General features: G+C 63.5%; 18 protein-coding genes and 1 tRNA gene. 9 read left to right on the top strand and 10 right to left on the bottom strand.

Going from position 1 to position 17011, the window contains the following annotated elements:
* Position 1 precedes the first annotated feature (1 nt).
* Complete coding sequence (locus tag ACE3OO_RS12830) at positions 2-1159, top strand: YbfB/YjiJ family MFS transporter (RefSeq protein ID WP_374303472.1); 1158 nt, start codon at positions 2-4, stop codon at positions 1157-1159.
* On the opposite strand, the gene ACE3OO_RS12825 is transcribed toward ACE3OO_RS12830, so the two are convergent.
* Both ACE3OO_RS12825 and ACE3OO_RS12820 read right to left on the bottom strand, forming a co-directional pair.
* Entirely contained in the window at positions 1160-1582 is a 423-nt protein-coding gene (locus tag ACE3OO_RS12825) for an OsmC family protein (protein WP_374303469.1), read from the bottom strand.
* Positions 1583-1632: 50 nt separating this feature from the next.
* A complete protein-coding gene (locus tag ACE3OO_RS12820; RefSeq protein ID WP_374303467.1) occupies positions 1633-2244 on the bottom strand; it encodes a class I SAM-dependent methyltransferase in 612 nt (203 codons plus the stop codon).
* Between the two features lie 126 nt (positions 2245-2370).
* On the opposite strand from ACE3OO_RS12820, the gene ACE3OO_RS12815 reads away from it, so the two are divergent.
* Genes ACE3OO_RS12815 through ACE3OO_RS12780 form a run of 8 tightly spaced genes read left to right on the top strand, consistent with a single transcriptional unit; the run spans position 2371 to position 10308 of the window.
* Positions 2371-2574 (top strand): DUF2892 domain-containing protein, encoded by a 204-nt coding sequence (locus ACE3OO_RS12815; protein ID WP_374303465.1) that lies wholly within the window; start codon positions 2371-2373, stop codon positions 2572-2574.
* A gap of 20 nt (positions 2575-2594) precedes the next feature.
* Positions 2595-3593 carry an efflux RND transporter periplasmic adaptor subunit gene (locus ACE3OO_RS12810; RefSeq protein ID WP_374303463.1) on the top strand — a complete coding sequence of 333 codons (999 nt, stop codon included), beginning with the start codon at positions 2595-2597 and terminating at the stop codon, positions 3591-3593.
* Positions 3590-6787, top strand: a complete 3198-nt coding sequence (locus tag ACE3OO_RS12805) for an efflux RND transporter permease subunit (protein WP_374303461.1) — start codon at positions 3590-3592, stop codon at positions 6785-6787. Before ACE3OO_RS12810 ends, ACE3OO_RS12805 begins: the two co-directional genes overlap by 4 nt.
* Positions 6788-6800: 13 nt before the next feature.
* The gene (locus ACE3OO_RS12800) at positions 6801-7115 is read left to right on the top strand and encodes an ArsR/SmtB family transcription factor (RefSeq protein WP_374303459.1); all 315 of its coding nucleotides are present in this window, start codon (positions 6801-6803) and stop codon (positions 7113-7115) included.
* A gap of 16 nt (positions 7116-7131) precedes the next feature.
* Positions 7132-7665, top strand: coding sequence for a rhodanese-like domain-containing protein (locus ACE3OO_RS12795; RefSeq protein WP_374303457.1), 534 nt, complete (start codon positions 7132-7134; stop codon positions 7663-7665).
* 14 nt (positions 7666-7679) lie between these two features.
* Positions 7680-8543 (top strand): MBL fold metallo-hydrolase, encoded by an 864-nt coding sequence (locus ACE3OO_RS12790; RefSeq protein ID WP_374303455.1) that lies wholly within the window; start codon positions 7680-7682, stop codon positions 8541-8543.
* Positions 8544-8548: 5 nt separating this feature from the next.
* Positions 8549-9340 (top strand): sulfite exporter TauE/SafE family protein, encoded by a 792-nt coding sequence (locus tag ACE3OO_RS12785; protein ID WP_374303453.1) that lies wholly within the window; start codon positions 8549-8551, stop codon positions 9338-9340.
* Positions 9337-10308, top strand: a complete 972-nt coding sequence (locus tag ACE3OO_RS12780; protein WP_374303451.1) for an SLAC1 anion channel family protein — start codon at positions 9337-9339, stop codon at positions 10306-10308. Before ACE3OO_RS12785 ends, ACE3OO_RS12780 begins: the two co-directional genes overlap by 4 nt.
* A gap of 121 nt (positions 10309-10429) precedes the next feature.
* Here ACE3OO_RS12780 and ACE3OO_RS12775 read toward each other — a convergent pair whose 3' ends face one another.
* The 8 genes from ACE3OO_RS12775 to ACE3OO_RS12740 all read right to left on the bottom strand — a co-directional run bounded on the left by ACE3OO_RS12775 (position 10430) and on the right by ACE3OO_RS12740 (position 16952).
* Positions 10430-11605, bottom strand: a complete 1176-nt coding sequence (locus ACE3OO_RS12775; protein WP_374303449.1) for a 3-hydroxybenzoate 6-monooxygenase — start codon at positions 11603-11605, stop codon at positions 10430-10432.
* A gap of 127 nt (positions 11606-11732) precedes the next feature.
* Positions 11733-12617 (bottom strand): dTDP-4-dehydrorhamnose reductase, encoded by an 885-nt coding sequence (rfbD, locus tag ACE3OO_RS12770; protein WP_374303447.1) that lies wholly within the window; start codon positions 12615-12617, stop codon positions 11733-11735.
* Entirely contained in the window at positions 12617-13219 is a 603-nt protein-coding gene (rfbC, locus tag ACE3OO_RS12765) for a dTDP-4-dehydrorhamnose 3,5-epimerase (RefSeq protein ID WP_374303445.1), read from the bottom strand. The genes rfbD and rfbC overlap by 1 nt, the downstream gene beginning before the upstream one ends.
* A gap of 14 nt (positions 13220-13233) precedes the next feature.
* Complete coding sequence (gene rfbA, locus ACE3OO_RS12760; protein ID WP_374303444.1) at positions 13234-14109, bottom strand: glucose-1-phosphate thymidylyltransferase RfbA; 876 nt, start codon at positions 14107-14109, stop codon at positions 13234-13236.
* 131 nt (positions 14110-14240) lie between these two features.
* Positions 14241-14317, bottom strand: a tRNA-Arg gene (locus ACE3OO_RS12755).
* A gap of 287 nt (positions 14318-14604) precedes the next feature.
* Entirely contained in the window at positions 14605-15342 is a 738-nt protein-coding gene (locus ACE3OO_RS12750) for an AAA family ATPase (RefSeq protein ID WP_374303442.1), read from the bottom strand.
* A gap of 16 nt (positions 15343-15358) precedes the next feature.
* Positions 15359-15853, bottom strand: coding sequence for a peptidoglycan-binding domain-containing protein (locus ACE3OO_RS12745; protein WP_374303440.1), 495 nt, complete (start codon positions 15851-15853; stop codon positions 15359-15361).
* A gap of 337 nt (positions 15854-16190) precedes the next feature.
* Positions 16191-16952, bottom strand: a complete 762-nt coding sequence (locus ACE3OO_RS12740; RefSeq protein ID WP_374303438.1) for a class I SAM-dependent methyltransferase — start codon at positions 16950-16952, stop codon at positions 16191-16193.
* Positions 16953-17011 lie beyond the last annotated feature (59 nt).

Raw genomic sequence — 17011 nt, 5'->3', positions numbered from 1 at the left:
CATGATCAATCCTGTCTGGCACGGCGCCCTGGCCGGACTCTGTGCGCTTCTGGTCGGTATCGGTTTCGCGCGTTTCGGCTACACCCCGCTGATTCCCGTGTTGATCGAACGCGACTGGCTCAGCGCCGCCGACGCCGCCTATCTGGGCGCCACCAATCTGGCTGGCTATGTCGGCGGCAGCCTGCTGGCCGCCAGTCTGGCGCGGCTACTGCCGGTGGCGACCCTCACCCGCAGTGCAATGGTTCTGACGGGCCTGAGCCTGCTGGCCTGCGCCATGCCCTGGGGTTTCATCTGGTTCGCGCCCTGGCGTTTCCTGGCTGGATTCACCGGCGGCATCCTGATGGTTGCCGCCGTGCCGCTGATGCTGGCCCGCGCACCGGCCACGCATCGGGCGCGCAGCAACGGCATCGTTTTCACCGGAGTCGGCATCGGCATCATCACCGCCGGCACACTGGTTCCGGCCGTGGCCGGCTATGGGCCGATGCCTGTCTGGCTCGGCCTCGGCCTGCTCACCCTGCTGCTGGCCATGCTGACCTGGCGCCAATGGGCCATCGAACCCGTCACGCCACCAGCCCAGGCCGCCGCTGCGCCACGCAATTTCACCCTGCCCGTCGCGCTGCTGCTGGCGGCCTACACCATCGATTCCGCCGGCTTCGTGCCGCATACCGTATTCTGGGCCGACTATATCGCGCGCGGCCTGGGCCGTGGCGTCGCCGTTGGCGGCCTGTTCTGGGTATTCTTCGGGATCGGCGCGTTATGTGGTCCGTTGCTGGCCGGATTGATCGCCGAGCGTTTCGGTTTCTATCGCAGCATCGTGGGCGTGCTGCTGGTCAAATCGGCCGCCGTGGCCATTCCACTGCTGAGCACGCATCCCGTTGCGTTGGCGATTTCGGCCATCACGGTGGGCGCCTTCACGCCGGGCATCTCGGCGCTGGCCTCGGGCCGCGTCGCTGAACTGGTTGGCTTCGCCGCGCATCGCCAGGTCTGGGGCTGGCTGACCGGTGGCTTCGCGCTCTCGTCCGCGGCCGTCGGTTATGCCTTTTCTTACCTGTTCGACCGCACCGGTTCCTACAACCTGCTCTTCGCCCTGGGCGCGGCCGGATTGTTCATCGCCATGCTGCTGGCCGCAACGGCGCGGCAGAAGCCCGCCATCGACTGATCAGGCCAACGACGTCTGTATTTCCGAGCCGCGGGTCAGCGTTTCATGCACCGGGCATTTATTGGCGATTTCCAGCAGGCGCTGCCGCTGCTCCTCGCTCAGATTGCCTTCCAGCGTGATGATCCGTTCGAACCGGTCCAGCGGTTTGCCGTCGGCGCCGGTGATCTTGCTGTGCCGCACCTGTACCGAACTGCGTGTCAGCGGCCATTTCTTGCGCTCGGCATACATGCGCATCGTCATCGCGGTGCAGGCGCCCAGGCCCGACATCACCAGCTCGTAGGGATCCGGACCGGTATCGCGGCCGCCGAGACTTTCCGCTTCATCCGCAGCCAGCACATGCCGGCCAGCCACGATGATCTGGCCGTAAGGGCCAAGGCCGCTTTCGCCGACCGAAACCTCGCGTGTCTTTCCCGATGCGCTCATGTCAGATTTTCCTGCTGGATGGATCGGATGAAATTACAGTTCCACATGCATCATGTGGCCGGCTTGCGCGCCGCCAGATCGATCAGCGCCGACATGCCGTCATGACCACGGCCTTCATGGATAACACTGTCATGCGACACCAGATGCAAGACCTCCCAGTCGCTGAAGGCGTGTTCCAGCAGCTCGCGGGTGTATAAATTTTCCACCTGCGACGGGCCACCGGTGCGATAATTCAGCTGTTCGGGTCGATAACCCTGCAGCAGTAACAGGCCCCCCGGCTTCAGGACGCGGCGAATCCCGGCGAAGATGTGTGTCCGAAGGTCCGGATTGGCAAACTGGATGAAGATTGCCACCACCACATCGTAAGCCGCCGCCGGCCATACCCATTGCGACAAGTCGGCCTGCTCGGTTTCCAGCACCACCCCTTGCCCGGCAGCCAACCGGCGCGCCTTTTCCAGGGCAACGCCCGAAAAATCGACGGCATGCACCTGCAGCCCCTGCCGGGCCAGCCAGACTCCATTCCGGCCTTCCCCGTCTGCAACCGCCAATGCCCGCCCAGCGGCGGGCAGGCGGAAGCCCTGACTCCGCAGGAACGCATTAGGTTCGGTGCCGAACAGGTAATCCGGACTGGAAAAGCGGTTATCCCAGAAATCCTGCGCCATAGGTAAAGTTCCTTTTTATTTCATATAGATAAATTAGCCACTGGGAATGTCGAGGTGTCACATTGACATATATATTCGAATTATCTAAATTAGTAATTACTAAATTAATTAACCCCGGAGCCCGTCATGAATATCGACCGCATGGTTTTCGCCTTCGCCGGCATTGTCATCCTCGCCAGCCTGGCGCTGTCGCAGTATCACAATATGAACTGGCTGTGGCTGACCGCCTTCGTCGGCGCCAACATGCTGCAGGCAGCCTTCACCGGTTTCTGTCCGCTGGCGATCATCCTGAAACTGACCGGCCGCCAGCCCGGCTGCGCCTTCAAGTAACAAGCAAGCGGAGCAGACACGTGTCAGTGCTTGGGATTACCTATCGGCGCAAGATCGTGCTGACCGCCGCGCTGACCGCCGGCTGTATGCTGGCGGCCCTCTCGGCACGGGCGGCCGACTTCACGGTCGAGTCGCGCGAGGTGGTCGACCGCAAGATGGTGTTCGCCACCGTCGAAAGCGTCGACGATACCCAGGCCCGCAGCCGCATCGGCGGCACCATCGCCAAGCTGGAGGTGCATGACGGCGACGCCGTCACCACCGGCCAGCGCCTGGCCCTGGTGGTCGACCCCAAACTGACACCGCGCCTCAATGCCATCGATGCCCGCATCAAGGCGGCGATGGCCCAGCGCCAACTGGCCGAGATCGAACTGAAGCGGGCCGAAGACCTGCTGCAGAAAGGTGTTGGCACCAAGGCCCGCGCCGACCAGACCAGGGCTGCCTATGAAGCCGCCAATAACGAGGCGGCCGCGTTGCGGGCCGAGCGCGCCGTGGTGGAGCAGCAGGGCGTCGAAGGTGCCGTGCTGGCACCGGAAAGCGGTCGCATCCTGAAAACCCTGGTTACCACGGGCACCGTCGTGCAGCCCGGTGAGCCGATCGCCGAGATCGCCGTCGGTCGTTATGTGCTGCGCATGATGCTGCCCGAGCGCCATGCCCGCTTCCTCAAGGCAGGTGAAAAAGTACTCATCGGGCCTCGCGGTCTTGGCGCCGGCGAACAGGGCCTCGGTGAAGGCGAGGTCGTTCTGGTCTATCCGCAGCTCGATCATGGCCGTGTGATCGCCGATGTCAGCGCACAGGGCCTGGGCGATTTCTTCGTCGGCGAACGCACCCGTGTCTGGGTCGCCGCCGGCAAACGCCAGGCCATTCTGGTGCCTGCCGAATACGTGATCTACCGCTTCGGCGTGTCGCTGGTGCGCCTGAAGCACGGCGGCGAAGTGGTGGTTCAACTCGGCCAGACCATGCCGGAAGGCGTTGAAGTGCTCTCGGGCCTCAAGGCCGGCGACATCCTGGTCACGCCATGAAGCTCGGCCTGTCCGGCGCGATTGCGCGCAGCTTCATTGCATCGCCGCTCACCCCGCTATTCCTGATCTTTTCGTTGGCCATCGGCGGCCTGGCTCTGGCCGTGCTGCCGCGCGAGGAAGAACCGCAGATCAGCGTGCCGATGGTCGACATAGTTGTCAGCGCTGATGGCCTGAAGGCCGAGGACGCCGTCGAACTGGTCACCCGACCGCTGGAAGAAATCATCAAGGCCATCGACGGCGTCGACCATATCTATTCGAACAGCGAGGATGACCGCGTGATGGTCACCGCGCGGTTCAAGACGGGTTTCCAGCAGGACAGCGCCCTCTTGCGGGTCCACAGCGAGGTGCGCGCCAATCTCAACCGCATTCCGGTCGGCATCCCCGAGCCGCTGATCATCGGTCATGGCATCAACGACGTGCCCATCGTGGTCGTGACGCTGACGCCGACGCCGGGCAACCCGGGGCGGCTGAACGACAACGGCCTGTACAACATTGCCGCCAACCTCTCGCGCGAGGCGATGAAGATCGACAATGTCGGCAAGACCTTCATCGTTGGCGGCCGCGCCGACCAGATCCGCATCGAACCCGATCCGGAAAAGCTCTCGCTGTATGGCGTTTCACTCAATCAACTCGTCGAGAAACTGACCGGGGCCAACCGTTCTTTCCGCGCCGAGCCCCTGCTGAACCTGGGCGGCACCCTGCCCGCCATTATCGGCCAGACCCTGCAGGGCGGACCGGATATCAATCTGCTGCTGGTCACCACGCTTGATGGCAGGCCGGTCTATCTGGAAGACGTCGCGCGGATCTCCGCCGACGGTGCGCCGGTCACCCACTATACCTGGACATGGAAACGCGGCGCGGACGGGAAGATGGAGCGCGTGCCGGCGGTGAGCGTCGCCATCGCCAAGAAGGCCGGCAGCAATGCCGTGGTGATCGCCGACGACATCATCCGGCAGATCGAGATTCTGAAAACCACCATCCTGCCCAAGGGCGTCGACCTCAGCATCACGCGAAATTACGGCGAAACCGCCGCCGAGAAGGCCGACGAACTGCTGTTCCATCTGGTCCTGGCTTCGGTTTCCATTGTCGGCCTGCTGGCGGTGTTCCTTGGCTGGCGCGAAGGCCTGGTCGTGCTGGTGGTGATCCCCGCCACCATCCTGCTGACCTTCTTCGCCGCCTGGCTGATGGGCTACACGATCAACCGTGTCAGCATGTTCGCACTGATTTTCTCCATCGGCATCCTGGTCGACGATGCCATAGTGGTAATCGAGAATATCGTGCGCCACTGGCACAAGGAAAAGCTGCGCGACCGCCTGACCACCGCCATCGAGGCCGTGGCCGAAGTGGGCAACCCCACCATCGTCGCCACGTTTACCATCATCGTGGCTCTGCTACCGATGATGTTCGTCTCGGGCATGATGGGCCCCTACATGGCGCCGATCCCGGCCAATGCCTCGGCGGCGATGCTGTTCTCGCTGGCCGTCGCCTTCACCGTCACGCCCTGGCTGATGCTGAAGCTGGGTGGCCACAAGGCCACCAATGGTCATGCAACGTCCCATGACGAGCATGGCGGCATCCTCGCCCGCCTGTATCTGCGCGTCGCCGAACGCATTCTCACCACGCCCAAGCAGGCGCGCAAATTCGTGCTGATCGTCGGGGGACTCACCATGCTGTCGCTGGTGCTGTTCTACACAAAGTCGGTGACCGTGAAGCTGCTGCCCTTCGACAACAAGTCGGAGATGCAGATCATGCTTGATCTGCCGCGATCGACCAGCCTGGAGCAGACCGACGCCCTGTTGGCCGAGGCGGTGGCACGGCTGGCCGACCTGCCTGAACTGAAGGACATTCAGAGTCAGGCTGGCACGGCGGCGCCATTCAACTTCAACGGCCTGGTGCGGCATTACTTCTTCCGCAGCCAGCCCTGGCAGGGCGACCTGCAGGTCAATCTGGTGCCCAAGGCCGAGCGTGACCGCAACAGCCACGAAATCGCCCTCGACATCCGCAAGCGCCTCACCGGCCTGCAACTGCCGCCGGGCGGTTCGCTGAAAGTGGTGGAAGTGCCGCCGGGCCCGCCGGTGATGGCCACCCTGCTGGCCGAGATTTACGGCCCCGACGCCGAAACACGCCGCGCCGTGGCGGCGGAACTGCGCAAACTGTTCCGCAAGATCGATTTCATCGTCGACGATGACGACAGCTTCGGCATCCAAAGCGAACGCGTGCGTTTCCTGGTCGACCAGGAAAACCTGGAATTCCATCGCGTCGAGGAAGTCGAGCTTTATGAAACGCTGTCTTCGCTGCTGAATGGCCGCCGCATCGGCTATTCCCATCGCGGCCACGGCATCAGCCCGATCGAGATCAGCCTCAGCCTGCCACGCAGCGACCGTTACCTGAGCGAGAAACTGCTAGCCACGCCGGTGCCGACCCGCGACGGCCGGCTGGTCGAACTGGGCGACGTGGTGCGCATCCAGCGCGAACCGGCCTCTTTCCCCATCTATCGCCGTGATGGCCATTACGCCGAAATGGTGACGGCCGATCTGGCCGGTGCGTACGAGGCGCCGATCTATGGCATGCTGGCCGTGGCCGATGCCATTGACGCCCATGACTGGAGCAGCCTGCCGAAACCGTCGATCCGCTATGCCGGCCAGCCCAAGGACGAATCCAAAACCAGCCTTTTGTGGGACGGCGAATGGGAAGTCACCTATGTCACCTTCCGTGACATGGGCGGCGCCTTCATCGTCGCCCTGTTGGGCATCTACCTGCTGGTGGTGGCGCAGTTCCGCAGCTTCAAGCTGCCCCTGCTCGTCCTGGTTCCGGTGCCGCTGACCATGATCGGCGTCATGCTGGGACATTGGCTGACGGGCGCGGCCTTCACCGCCACCTCGATGATCGGCTTCATTGCACTCGCCGGCATCGTGGTGCGCAACTCGATCCTGCTGATCGACTTCATCCGAGAACGCCGGCAATCCGGCCTTCCGCTGCGGCAGGTGCTGCTGGATGCCGGTGCCACCCGCTTCAAGCCGATCTTCCTGACCGCGGCCGCCGCCATGATCGGCGCCGCCTTCATCCTGGCCGACCCGATCTTCCAGGGCCTGGCGGTCAGCATGCTGTTCGGCCTGGCCTCCAGCTCGCTGCTGACCGTGCTGGTCATCCCCGCTATTTATCTGTGGCTGCGTGGCGAATCGCAGCAGTCATAAGGAGCCCATCGCGATGTCTGCCCCCGTCGATCTCGACCGCCTCACCGCCAGCGCTGCCCAGGCCAGCCATTTCCTGCGCAATATCGCCAACGAGAAGCGCCTGCTCACCCTGTGCCAGTTGATGGAAGGCGAACGCTCGGTCGGCAACCTTGCCGATGTGGTGGGCCTGAGCCAGTCGGCCCTTTCACAACACCTCAATCGCCTGCGGCAGGACGGTCTGGTGGAAACCCGCCGGGAAGGCCAGACCATCTATTACCGCCTGGCCGATCCACGCATCGAACCGCTGATCCGGCTGCTCTATGAGCAATTCTGCAAACCGACCTGCTGATGACGCGAGGCAGAACATGACAACCCTGCGCAAGATCGACCCCCGCAAGCTGCAGCAAAAAATGCAGGCCGGTGAGGTTATTCTGATCGATATCCGCAGCCCCCGTGAATTCGCCCGCGAGCATATCGAAGGCGCGCAGCTTGTGCCGCTGGGCTCCCTCGACCGTCACGATTTCCCCGACAGCCGCCGCCAGACGGCGGTGTTCACCTGCCGCAGCGGCGCCCGCACCACGATGGCAGCGAGCCGCCTGCTGGCTAAGGGTTTCCGCAGTGCCTATGTGCTGGAGGGCGGCCTGAACGCTTGGAAACGCGCCGGCCTGCCGGTACAGAGCGCGCCAGCCGAACCCCTGCCCCTGCAGCGCCAGGTGCACCTGATCGCTGGCAGCCTCGCATTGGCCGGCGCCATTCTGGCCTGGCGCGTTGCACCGGAATTCATCCTGCTCAGCGGTTTCGTTGGTGCCGGACTGCTGCTCGACGGCCTGACCGGATTTTGCGGCATGGCCCGCCTGCTGGCCCTCATGCCGTGGAACCGTCAATCGGCCTCTGCCTAGTGGAGAGTTACGTCATGCGGCCGTTTGTGAAAGCTTTTTTCGACGAAGCCACCTTCACCGTCAGCTATGTCGTCGTCGACCCGCCCGGCAAGACCTGCGCTGTCATTGATTCGGTGCTGGATTTCGATCCGGCTTCCGGCCGCACCCACAAGGACGCGGCGGATGCGGTAATCGCCTATATCGAACACGAGAACCTTAAGGTCGAATGGATCCTGGAAACCCACGTCCATGCCGATCATCTGTCTGCCGCGCCCTATCTGAAACAGAAACTGGGCGGCAAGCTGGGCATCGGATTCAACATCACGGTGGTTCAGAACACCTTCGGCAAGGTTTTCAACGCTGGCACGGACTTCGCCCGCGACGGCAGCCAGTTTGACCACCTGTTCACCGACAATGAAACTTTCAGCATCGGCAACATCAAGGCCCGCGCCATCCATACGCCAGGTCATACGCCGGCTTGCATGGCCTATGTGATCGGCGACGCGGCTTTTGTGGGCGATACGCTGTTCATGCCCGATTACGGCACCGCGCGCTGTGACTTTCCTGGCGGTGATGCCTGTCAGCTCTACCGCTCGATTCACAAGCTCTTCGCCCTGCCGCCTGAAACCCGCCTGTTCATGTGTCATGACTACAAGGCGCCGGGCCGCGACGAATACCGCTGGGAAACTACGGTGGCGGAGGAGCGCGCAACAAACATCCATGTGCGGGATGGAATCAGCGAGGATGAATTCGTGGCCATGCGCACCAAACGCGACGCCACGCTGGACATGCCACGCCTGATCCTGCCTTCGGTGCAGGTCAACATGCGGGCTGGCCACATGCCGCCGCCCGAAGCCAATGGCGTGCGCTACCTGAAACTGCCGGTCGACGCGTTGTAATCGTTATGACCGCCGTCACCATCAGCCAGGCCGTCATCGCTGCCGCCTCAGGCAGTGCTGTGGGCTTTTCCCTGGCTTTGGTGGGTGGCGGCGGCTCGATCCTGGCCGTGCCGGCGCTGCTGTATCTGGTCGGCATCGGCAATACGCATCTGGCCATCGGCACCAGCGCGCTGGCCGTGGCCGTGAATGCCTTTGCCAACCTGCTTCAACACGCACGCAAACAGACCGTGAAATGGCCTTGCGCAACAGTGTTTGCCGTATCCGGCATCATTGGGGCCGCGGCGGGTTCCAGCCTTGGCAAGCTTGTGGATAGCGGCCATCTGCTGCTGCTATTCGCTGCCGTGATGGTAGCCGTAGGCATCGCCATGCTGCGGCCCAAGGCGGCGGAAGGAAATCCCGAAGTGCACATCACGCCAGCCATTGGCCTGAAACTCGTCCTGATCGGCCTTGTCACCGGCGCGGTCAGTGGTTTCTTCGGCATCGGCGGTGGTTTCCTGATCGTGCCCGGGCTCATGCTGGGCAGCGGCATGCCGATGATCAATGCCATTGCCTCTTCGCTGTTTTCGGTCGGCAGCTTTGGCCTGACCACCGCGGCGAATTATGCCTGGTCGGGCCTGATCGACTGGACGATTGCCGGCTGGTTCATCGCCGGCGGCATTCTCGGTGGCCTGGGCGGTACCCGCCTGGCACTGAAGGCGGCCCGCCACAAGGGCCTGCTCAACCGCATCTTCGCCGCGCTGATATTTCTTGTCGCCGGCTACATTGTCTGGCGCACCATCACAGAGATGCCTTCATGACTGAACAACCGGCCACCGTTGCCAGCCTCAAGCATTTCCCGCTCCCGCTGTTTGCCGCCGTGCTTGGCATCGCCGGGCTGGGACTGGCCTGGCGCGAGGCCGGTCGGGTGCTTGGCGCGCCGGCGTTGGTCGGTGAATTGCTGCTGCTGATTGCCGCCATCGTCTTTGGCCTGATCGCCATCGCCTATCTGCTGAAATGGCAACGCTATCCCGCCGCCGTCGCGGCTGAGTTCCGGCATCCGGTGCGCAGCAGCTTCATCTTTGCCATCACGGTGAGCCTGACCCTGCTTTCCAATGCCCTGCTGCCGCATCGGCCCGATCCGGCCGGCGGGCTGTGGCTTTTTGCCACCATCGCGCACCTGTTGCTGGCCGGTTGGCTGGTCCGTCGCCTGCTGTTGCAACCCATGCCGCTGGCTACGCTCACGCCGGCCATCTTCATCCCGCTGGTGGGCAACATCCTGGCTCCGCTGGCCGGCGTGAAGCTGGGCTATCCGGCTCTCTCGTGGTTCAGTTTCTCGGTCGGCCTCGGCCTGTGGATCACGATCCAGCCGCTGTTGCTGCATCGCCTGTTCTACGGTGAGGCCCTGCCGCCGAAACTGATGCCGGCGCTGGCTATCCTGCTGGCCCCGCCTTCCGTGGGGGCCATGGCCTTTGCCTCTCTGCAGGGCGGCCGGTTCGAAACACCGGCATGGATCATGGCCGGTATCGCCGGATTCATCGCTCTGGTGCTGTTGTCGCTGCTGCCGCGTTTCGCCCGCCTGCCCTTCGCGCCATCCTGGTGGGCCTACACATTCCCCAGTGCGGCCTTTGCGCTGATGTTAATCCAGATCAGCGCCGCACGACCCGCCGAAGCACATGCTGTGACAGGCTGGATCGCGCTTTCCGCTGCCAGCGTCATTGTCGCGCTGGTCGCCTTGCGCACCATCAAGGCCGCAATCGGCGGCCATTTGTTCAAGCCGGAAGAGTGAACATCACAATCCGGCGTCGTGAGGGTCGTCACGCCAAACACACCCCACGAAATTGCAGCGACAGCCGGTCTGGCCGCCGTGGCGTTTCCCAGCTTTACCGCGTTCCCGGTCCGGCGCCGAGCTAACCGCCATACAGCCACTGGTTTCCGGCATAGGCCTGCTCGGCGGTCCGGCCGCTCAGGAAGGCATTGCGCAATTCGCGCACCGGACCGGTGGCGTGGTAGAAATCGCCATAGACGCGAGCCATCAACTGCACCCGCGCCGTGCGCAGGTAGCGTTCCTGCTGATAGGCCAGGAAGGCTGAATTGGGATCGTCGCGTCGCGCCGCCAGCTTGTCGGCCAGGCAGACGGCATCTTCCATCGCCATGCAGGCCCCCTGCGCCAGGTATTGCAGCATCGGATGGGCCGCATCGCCCAGCAGCGTGATGCGGCCTTTGGTCCAGTTACCCACGGGCTCGCGGTCGCACAGCACCCACATCCGCCAGGATTCGATCTTGTTCAGCAGGGCATGCACCTGCGGCTGCTGGTTCTGGAACCGCTCGTTCAGTTCGGCCACGTCGCCATAGCTGTTCCAGCCTTCCTCGTAGCGGTTGGAATGGAACACCGCGACCAGGTTGTAGAGTTCGCCACGGCGCAGCGGATAATGCACCAGATGCGTCTTCGGGCCGGCCCACAGCACCACATTGTTCTCGCGCTGGGCCTCGGGCACTTCGGCCAGCGGCAAAACGGCGCGATAGGCGATATGTCCCGAGATGCGCGGCTTGCCGTCGCCCACCACATGCTCGCGCAGGGCCGACCACAGGCCATCGCAGCCGATGATGCAACTGCCTTCGATCACCGTGCCATCGGCCAGCGTTACGGAAACGCTGTCGCCGTGATCGACATGGCCGGTGACTTTGGCATTGGTATGCAGGCTTATCAGCGGCTGCGTCCGACAGGCCTGCAGCAAGGCGTCATGCAGGTCGGCACGATGGATCACGCCATAAGGCTGGCCGTAATGCTTCAGCGCGCGCTCGCCCATGGGGATACGCGTCACTTCCTCGCCGGTCAGCGCGTCGCGCATGATCAGGTTGTCGGGGAACACGGCGATGGCATCCACCGCCTTGCGGATGCCGAGGAGATCAAACCGGCGGAAAGCATTGGGCCCGATCTGGATACCGGCGCCGACCTCGCGGAATTCGGACGACTGCTCGAGCAGGATGGAGCGGATGCCTTTCAGCGCCAGCGCCAAAGCCGCCGCCAGGCCGCCGATGCCGCCGCCCACGATGATGACCGGACGATCCTGTATTGCCGCCATGTGTAGTCCTCCCTGCGTGCCGTTCGTGCGGCATCGCTTTTATAATCTGTGTACGGATTATATTAAGTTTAATACCCCGTGCCGCCATCCGCAAGCAGGAGATGCTGCGGATTAGGATTTGCCCACGTCACACCAGCAAACGCTGGAGGCAGGCGCGGACCCCCTCCTGCCAGGGCGGCAGGCGGATGCCGCAGACAGCCTGAACATGGCCGCAATCGAGTACGGAATTGGCCGGGCGTTGCGCCGGGGTGGGATAGTCCGCCGTCGTGATCGGATCGACCGGCACGCTTTTATGTCCCAGCGATGCCGCGACCGTCATCACTTCCTGCGCCAGACCCCACCAGCTGGTGTGGCCGGTGCCGGCGAGATGGAAGATACGGAACAGCGCGGCATTGTCGGGCTCCATCGCCATGCGCTGCGCCATCATGAGGATGGCGCGGGCCAGATGTGGCGCATAGGTAGGCGACCCCTGCTGGTCGCTCACCACGCGCAGGCGGTCACGCTCGTTGGCCAGCCGCAGCATGGTGCGCACGAAGTTGCTGCCGAAAGGCGAATGCAGCCAGGCCGTGCGCACGATTGCGGCCCGGCCACCCGACGATGCCAGCACGGCCTGTTCGCCGGCCAGTTTGGAACGGCCATAGACCGTCTGCGGATTGCAGGCATCGCCCTCGACATAGGGGTCGGCCTTGCGTCCGTCGAAGACATAATCGGTGGAGACATGGATCAGCGGCAGGCCAAGCTGCGCGCAGGCGATGGCGACGGCTTCGGCGCCATCGCGATTGATGGCGAAGGCATGTTCAGGCTCTGGCTCGGCGCGATCGACGGCGGTATAGGCCGCGGCATTCACCACGAGATCGGCCGGCGCTTTCCATAAAGCGGCAGCGATGGTGGGCGGATCGGCCAGATCGAGATCGGGTCGCCCCAGGCAGGTAACACGCACATCGTCATCCGCCAGTTCGGCCAGCGATCGCGCCAGCTGTCCCTGCCGGCCGATGACGGCAATGCGCAGCATCAGCCCCGGCCTGAATCCACCGTGCCTGAACCCGAGACGATCAGCGGCGGCAGCGGATAATAGGGCGGCAGCACCCTGGCCTCGCCGAGCAGCGGCGCGGCCTGGTCCTTGGGCGCCAGGATCGGATCGCGCAGCCGCCAGTCGATGCCGATGGCCGGGTCGTTCCAGCGGATGGCATGTTCACTGCGCGGATCGTAGGGCGCGGTGCATTGGTACAGCACATCGGCGCTGTCGCTCAGCACCGCGAAGCCATGGGCGAAACCCGGCGGGATCCAGAGCTGGCGGTGATTGTCGCCCGAGAGCACCGTGCCGGTCCATTTGCCGAAACTGGGCGAACCCTGGCGGATATCGACGGCCACATCGAATACCTCGCCGGCCAGCACGGTGACGAGTTTGCCCTGGCCATGGGGCTCCTGGTAATGCAGGCCGCGCAGCACGCCCTTGCGCGAGCGCGAGAAATTGGTCTGCACCGACGGCACGCCGAGGCCGTAATTCAGATAGCGCGGCGCGTTCCACAATTCCTTGATGAAGCCGCGCTCGTCGGAGAACGCCTTCATTTCGATGATGAAGACGTCGCTGAGGTCGGTGGCGAAGATCCGCATGGGCAGCCCCCGGTCTAGCGCCGGTCTTCGTTCAGGATCCGGCGCAGATACTGGCCGTAGGCATTCTTGCCATAGGCGGCGGCGATGGCCTCCACCTGCGCGGCATCGATATAGCCCTGGCGCCAGGCCACTTCCTCGGGCACCGCGATCTTCAGGCCCTGGCGCTTTTCCACCGTGGCGATGAAGTTGGAGGCATCGAGCAGGCTGTCGGGCGTGCCGGTATCCAGCCAGGCAAAGCCGCGGCCGAACAGCTCGACCTTGAGCTGGCCGCGCTGGAGATAGACGTTGTTGAGGTCGGTGATTTCCAGCTCGCCGCGCGCCGAGGGCTTCAGGGCGGCGGCGATATCGCTGACCGCACTATCGTAGAAATACAGGCCCGTGACGGCCCAGTTGCTGGGCGCCGGATTGGGCTTTTCGATGATCGCGCGCACCGACTTGTCAGGGTTGAGATCCAGCACGCCGTAACGCTCGGGATCGGCCACCCAGTAGCCGAACACCGTGGCGCCCTGCTGCTGCTTGGCGGCCTGGCGCAGCACCGCGCTGAAACCCTCGCCGTAGAAGATGTTGTCGCCCAGCACCAGCGCGCAGGGCGCGCCGCCGACGAAATCGCGGCCGATCAGGAAAGCCTGGGCAATGCCGTTGGGCTCGGGCTGCACGGCATAGCGGATATCGAGGCCCCACTGGCTGCCGTCTTTCAACAGGGCGCTGAAGGCGGCCTGGTCGCGCGGCGTGGTGATGACGAGGATCTCGCGGATACCGGCCAGCATCAGGGTGGTGAGCGGATGATAGATCATCGGCTTGTCGTAGACCGGGATGAGCTGCTTGCTGGTCACCGCCGTTGCCGGATGCAGCCGCGTGCCCGCCCCGCCTGCCAGGATGATGCCCTTCATGCTCCTACCCCATCTGCCGCCGGCCCAGCCGGACCGGCCTTACTATCGCACCCGCCATCACGCCATGGCACGGTTTAATGCCGGGTTAACTGGAACCCGGAAAAAGCAAAAGAAATCAATGATCTGAGGAATGGCGCACCCGACAAGATTCGAACTTGTGACCTCTGCCTTCGGAGGGCAGCGCTCTATCCAGCTGAGCTACGGGTGCCTGGATATCGGGCCGGCGAAGCCGGCGGCCGGACCATAGCCCAGCGCCGCGCCGGAACGCAAGGCGGGCCGCCGGGCCGCAGCGGCGCCAGAGGCCGGGAAAGACTGGCAGATTCCGCGTCACGGCGCCGGATCGCCGCGCCACCCGGCGATCTGGACGCCTGCAGCCTGGGCTTGGCGCCGGACTGCCGCTGTTTTGCGTCGTTTTGCGATGGTTTTGCTATGTTAACTCATTGATTTATTTGAATCAGGCATGCACGACAGCAACGACCCGGGGCGTTGCCGCGGTTAGTCGAGATCGGCGAACAGGCCGGCCATGTAGCGGGCCGGATCGGCAAGGAAACTCCGGGTGACGCGGTAATGCTCGGTGTCTTCCAGCCGCACCGGATGAAGCGCCCCGCCATCGAGCGACAGAAGCGCGGCGCCGGGCAGGCTCATCAGAATCGGCGAATGGGTGGCGATGATGGCCTGCACCTGGCCGCCGGTCTGCCACAGGTGCAGAATCCGCAGGAAGGCAAGCTGGCGCTGCGGCGACAGCGCCACTTCCGGCTCGTCGAGAATATAGATCTCGCGCTGCTTCCCCTGCATCCGCTCCTCGAATGCCTGCATATAGGCTTCGCCATGGCTGCGATGGTGCATGCGCGGCGGCGCCAGGCCGGACTCGACATGCGCCGCATCAATATAGCTCTGGTAATTGAAGAAGCTTTCGGCGCGAAAAAAGAAGCCGCGATTGACTTTCGGCAGCCAGGACAAGCGCAGCGCCCGCACCAGCGCGTTGTCAGTTTCCGCCATGCCGGTGCGATGATCGTGGCTGCCACCCTGAGCGGAAAAGCCGGCGGCCTGAGCAATGGCCTCGACCAGCGTGGATTTGCCGGAACCGTTCTCGCCCACGATGATGGTGACGGCGGCATCGAAATCCAGCGCGAAGCCGTCATCGAGGAAGGGCAGCGTGGTGAAAGGAAACGCATCGCGTTCGACACGATCAGGATCGAGCGCGATGCGCCTGAGGAACGGAGCGGTCAGCATGAAATTACCTTTGCCTTTATACTCTCGTTGTTAAAGGGCCTAAGGGCCTGTTGCTGAGGCAATTTCCATATCGGCTCATGGCCGAACCATGACATATCGCCGAAAGCTGGGACGTTTTTAGTCTGTCACAGATAAGGCGATCTCGCATAAGCAACATGTCACAATCCAGAAGCGCAGTATCAGGCTGATCATCATTCGCCGGTGGCTGGTCGTCATTGGCTGGCGGTTCCGGCTGCTGATCCAAAGCCGCATTCATAGCCGCTTCCGTTTCGCCCCCGGGCCGCATCAATCCATCGATCTTCAGACCCTGATCCCGCTGGAATTTGCGAATTCCGGTGAACAGCTCATTATCGACCCATGCACCAGGCGGATCGCCACCCAGAGATTGGTAATAACCGAGCGCCATCAGGGCGCGCTTGGCATCAAGAATATCGGCCGGTTCGGCGACATGATCGCGCCCAAGCGGCGATTGCAGCGCAAGATAGCGCGCCGGGTTTGCAGTCTGTTTCATGCAGCAGGCTCCATTGCACATCGCGGTCTCCCTGGCGGCGATCCGCCCTCCTGGGAACGCAGATCGCCAGTCGCAGAGTATCGGTCGCAGATCACCCCTCGCCGATGGCCGGAATGACGGGCCATGACGATGATGAAAAATCCGGTGTTACGCAGGAGCGTTATCCGCCGGCAATCAGGCACATGGGTGCCGGCCGGGTTGTCCCGATTGAAATCAGGGCCCGAATGATTCTGTGCGGGCGCTCGGGATTAAAAGTACATAAAGGGAACAAATAGTCAAGCCAAAACGACCAACCCCTTATAAACATACAACTATATGCGAAAACCCGGCCGCGAGGTCAGATCCGGGCCGTCACCAGCCAGTCCCAAGGTTTGGCCCAGGGTTTGGCGGCGCTGAGATCTTTCGGTGGCCGGATGCTGTGGCAGGCCCAGGAATATTCCACTTTCTGAACCCGGATGGCGCAGAAGCCGCGCGCGGCCAGTTCGCGTTTGAGTTCGGCGCCGGTGAAATGTTTGGTCGAAACGCCGTCGATGCTCACGCCGCTGTCGCCATTCGGCTGATCGGGTTTGACGATGATGCGCGGCTCGGCGGCGTTGCGCTCGGCCCTGGCCAGCAGTTTCGCCGAGCCCAGAGCCGGCACCACGAGAATCAGCTTGCCGCCATTCTCACGCAGCAGCGCGCGGGCGGAATCCAGCACGCCCTGCCAGATGGCGCGACGCGGATGGATGGCGGCATTGGCGCAGAGCACGGCATCGAAACGGCCGCGCCAGCTTTTCAGCGCGGTACTGGCCACATGCACGCTGATATTGTTCTGCCCGCGCGTCTTCTGGCGGGCGACGTCGACACAGGCGGCCGATTGCTCGAAGCCATGCACCGCGCCGAACAGCCGGCCCAGCACGGGCAGGTAGATGCCCACGCCGCAGCCGAAATCGGCCATGGCCGCGTTCGGGTCGGCGGCGGCCTTCAGCGCGGACAGGATCACGCCTTTGCGGTCGTTATGGAAGGAGGAGAAGATTTCCTCTTCCCAGTTGGTGGCCGCGGCATCCCAGTATTGGCCCGACTGGCGGCTGGGAAGCGATTGAACAACAGTGCCATCCATGACGCTGTCCTCCTCGTTGCGCCGCCGCGAATCGCGGCGACCGGTGGAACATCACGCCG

It is taken from the genome of Ferrovibrio sp., from assembly GCF_041906005.1.
Taxonomy (GTDB): domain Bacteria; phylum Pseudomonadota; class Alphaproteobacteria; order Ferrovibrionales; family Ferrovibrionaceae; genus Ferrovibrio.
Note: the sequence above shows the minus strand (reverse complement) of the source record. Positions and strands in the feature narration are given on the sequence as shown.

Excerpts from the sequence above, each read along its gene's own strand:
- ACE3OO_RS12830 (WP_374303472.1), top strand. The coding sequence starts at position 2 with ATGATCAATCCTGTCTGGCACGGCGCCCTGGCCGGACTCTGTGCGCTT.
- ACE3OO_RS12825 (WP_374303469.1), bottom strand. The coding sequence starts at position 1,582 with ATGAGCGCATCGGGAAAGACACGCGAGGTTTCGGTCGGCGAAAGCGGC.
- ACE3OO_RS12820 (WP_374303467.1), bottom strand. The coding sequence starts at position 2,244 with ATGGCGCAGGATTTCTGGGATAACCGCTTTTCCAGTCCGGATTACCTG.
- ACE3OO_RS12815 (WP_374303465.1), top strand. The coding sequence starts at position 2,371 with ATGAATATCGACCGCATGGTTTTCGCCTTCGCCGGCATTGTCATCCTC.
- ACE3OO_RS12805 (WP_374303461.1), top strand. The coding sequence starts at position 3,590 with ATGAAGCTCGGCCTGTCCGGCGCGATTGCGCGCAGCTTCATTGCATCG.
- ACE3OO_RS12800 (WP_374303459.1), top strand. The coding sequence starts at position 6,801 with ATGTCTGCCCCCGTCGATCTCGACCGCCTCACCGCCAGCGCTGCCCAG.
- ACE3OO_RS12795 (WP_374303457.1), top strand. The coding sequence starts at position 7,132 with ATGACAACCCTGCGCAAGATCGACCCCCGCAAGCTGCAGCAAAAAATG.
- ACE3OO_RS12790 (WP_374303455.1), top strand. The coding sequence starts at position 7,680 with ATGCGGCCGTTTGTGAAAGCTTTTTTCGACGAAGCCACCTTCACCGTC.
- ACE3OO_RS12785 (WP_374303453.1), top strand. The coding sequence starts at position 8,549 with ATGACCGCCGTCACCATCAGCCAGGCCGTCATCGCTGCCGCCTCAGGC.
- ACE3OO_RS12780 (WP_374303451.1), top strand. The coding sequence starts at position 9,337 with ATGACTGAACAACCGGCCACCGTTGCCAGCCTCAAGCATTTCCCGCTC.
- ACE3OO_RS12775 (WP_374303449.1), bottom strand. The coding sequence starts at position 11,605 with ATGGCGGCAATACAGGATCGTCCGGTCATCATCGTGGGCGGCGGCATC.
- rfbD (WP_374303447.1), bottom strand. The coding sequence starts at position 12,617 with ATGCTGCGCATTGCCGTCATCGGCCGGCAGGGACAGCTGGCGCGATCG.
- rfbC (WP_374303445.1), bottom strand. The coding sequence starts at position 13,219 with ATGCGGATCTTCGCCACCGACCTCAGCGACGTCTTCATCATCGAAATG.
- rfbA (WP_374303444.1), bottom strand. The coding sequence starts at position 14,109 with ATGAAGGGCATCATCCTGGCAGGCGGGGCGGGCACGCGGCTGCATCCG.
- ACE3OO_RS12750 (WP_374303442.1), bottom strand. The coding sequence starts at position 15,342 with ATGCTGACCGCTCCGTTCCTCAGGCGCATCGCGCTCGATCCTGATCGT.
- ACE3OO_RS12745 (WP_374303440.1), bottom strand. The coding sequence starts at position 15,853 with ATGAAACAGACTGCAAACCCGGCGCGCTATCTTGCGCTGCAATCGCCG.
- ACE3OO_RS12740 (WP_374303438.1), bottom strand. The coding sequence starts at position 16,952 with ATGGATGGCACTGTTGTTCAATCGCTTCCCAGCCGCCAGTCGGGCCAA.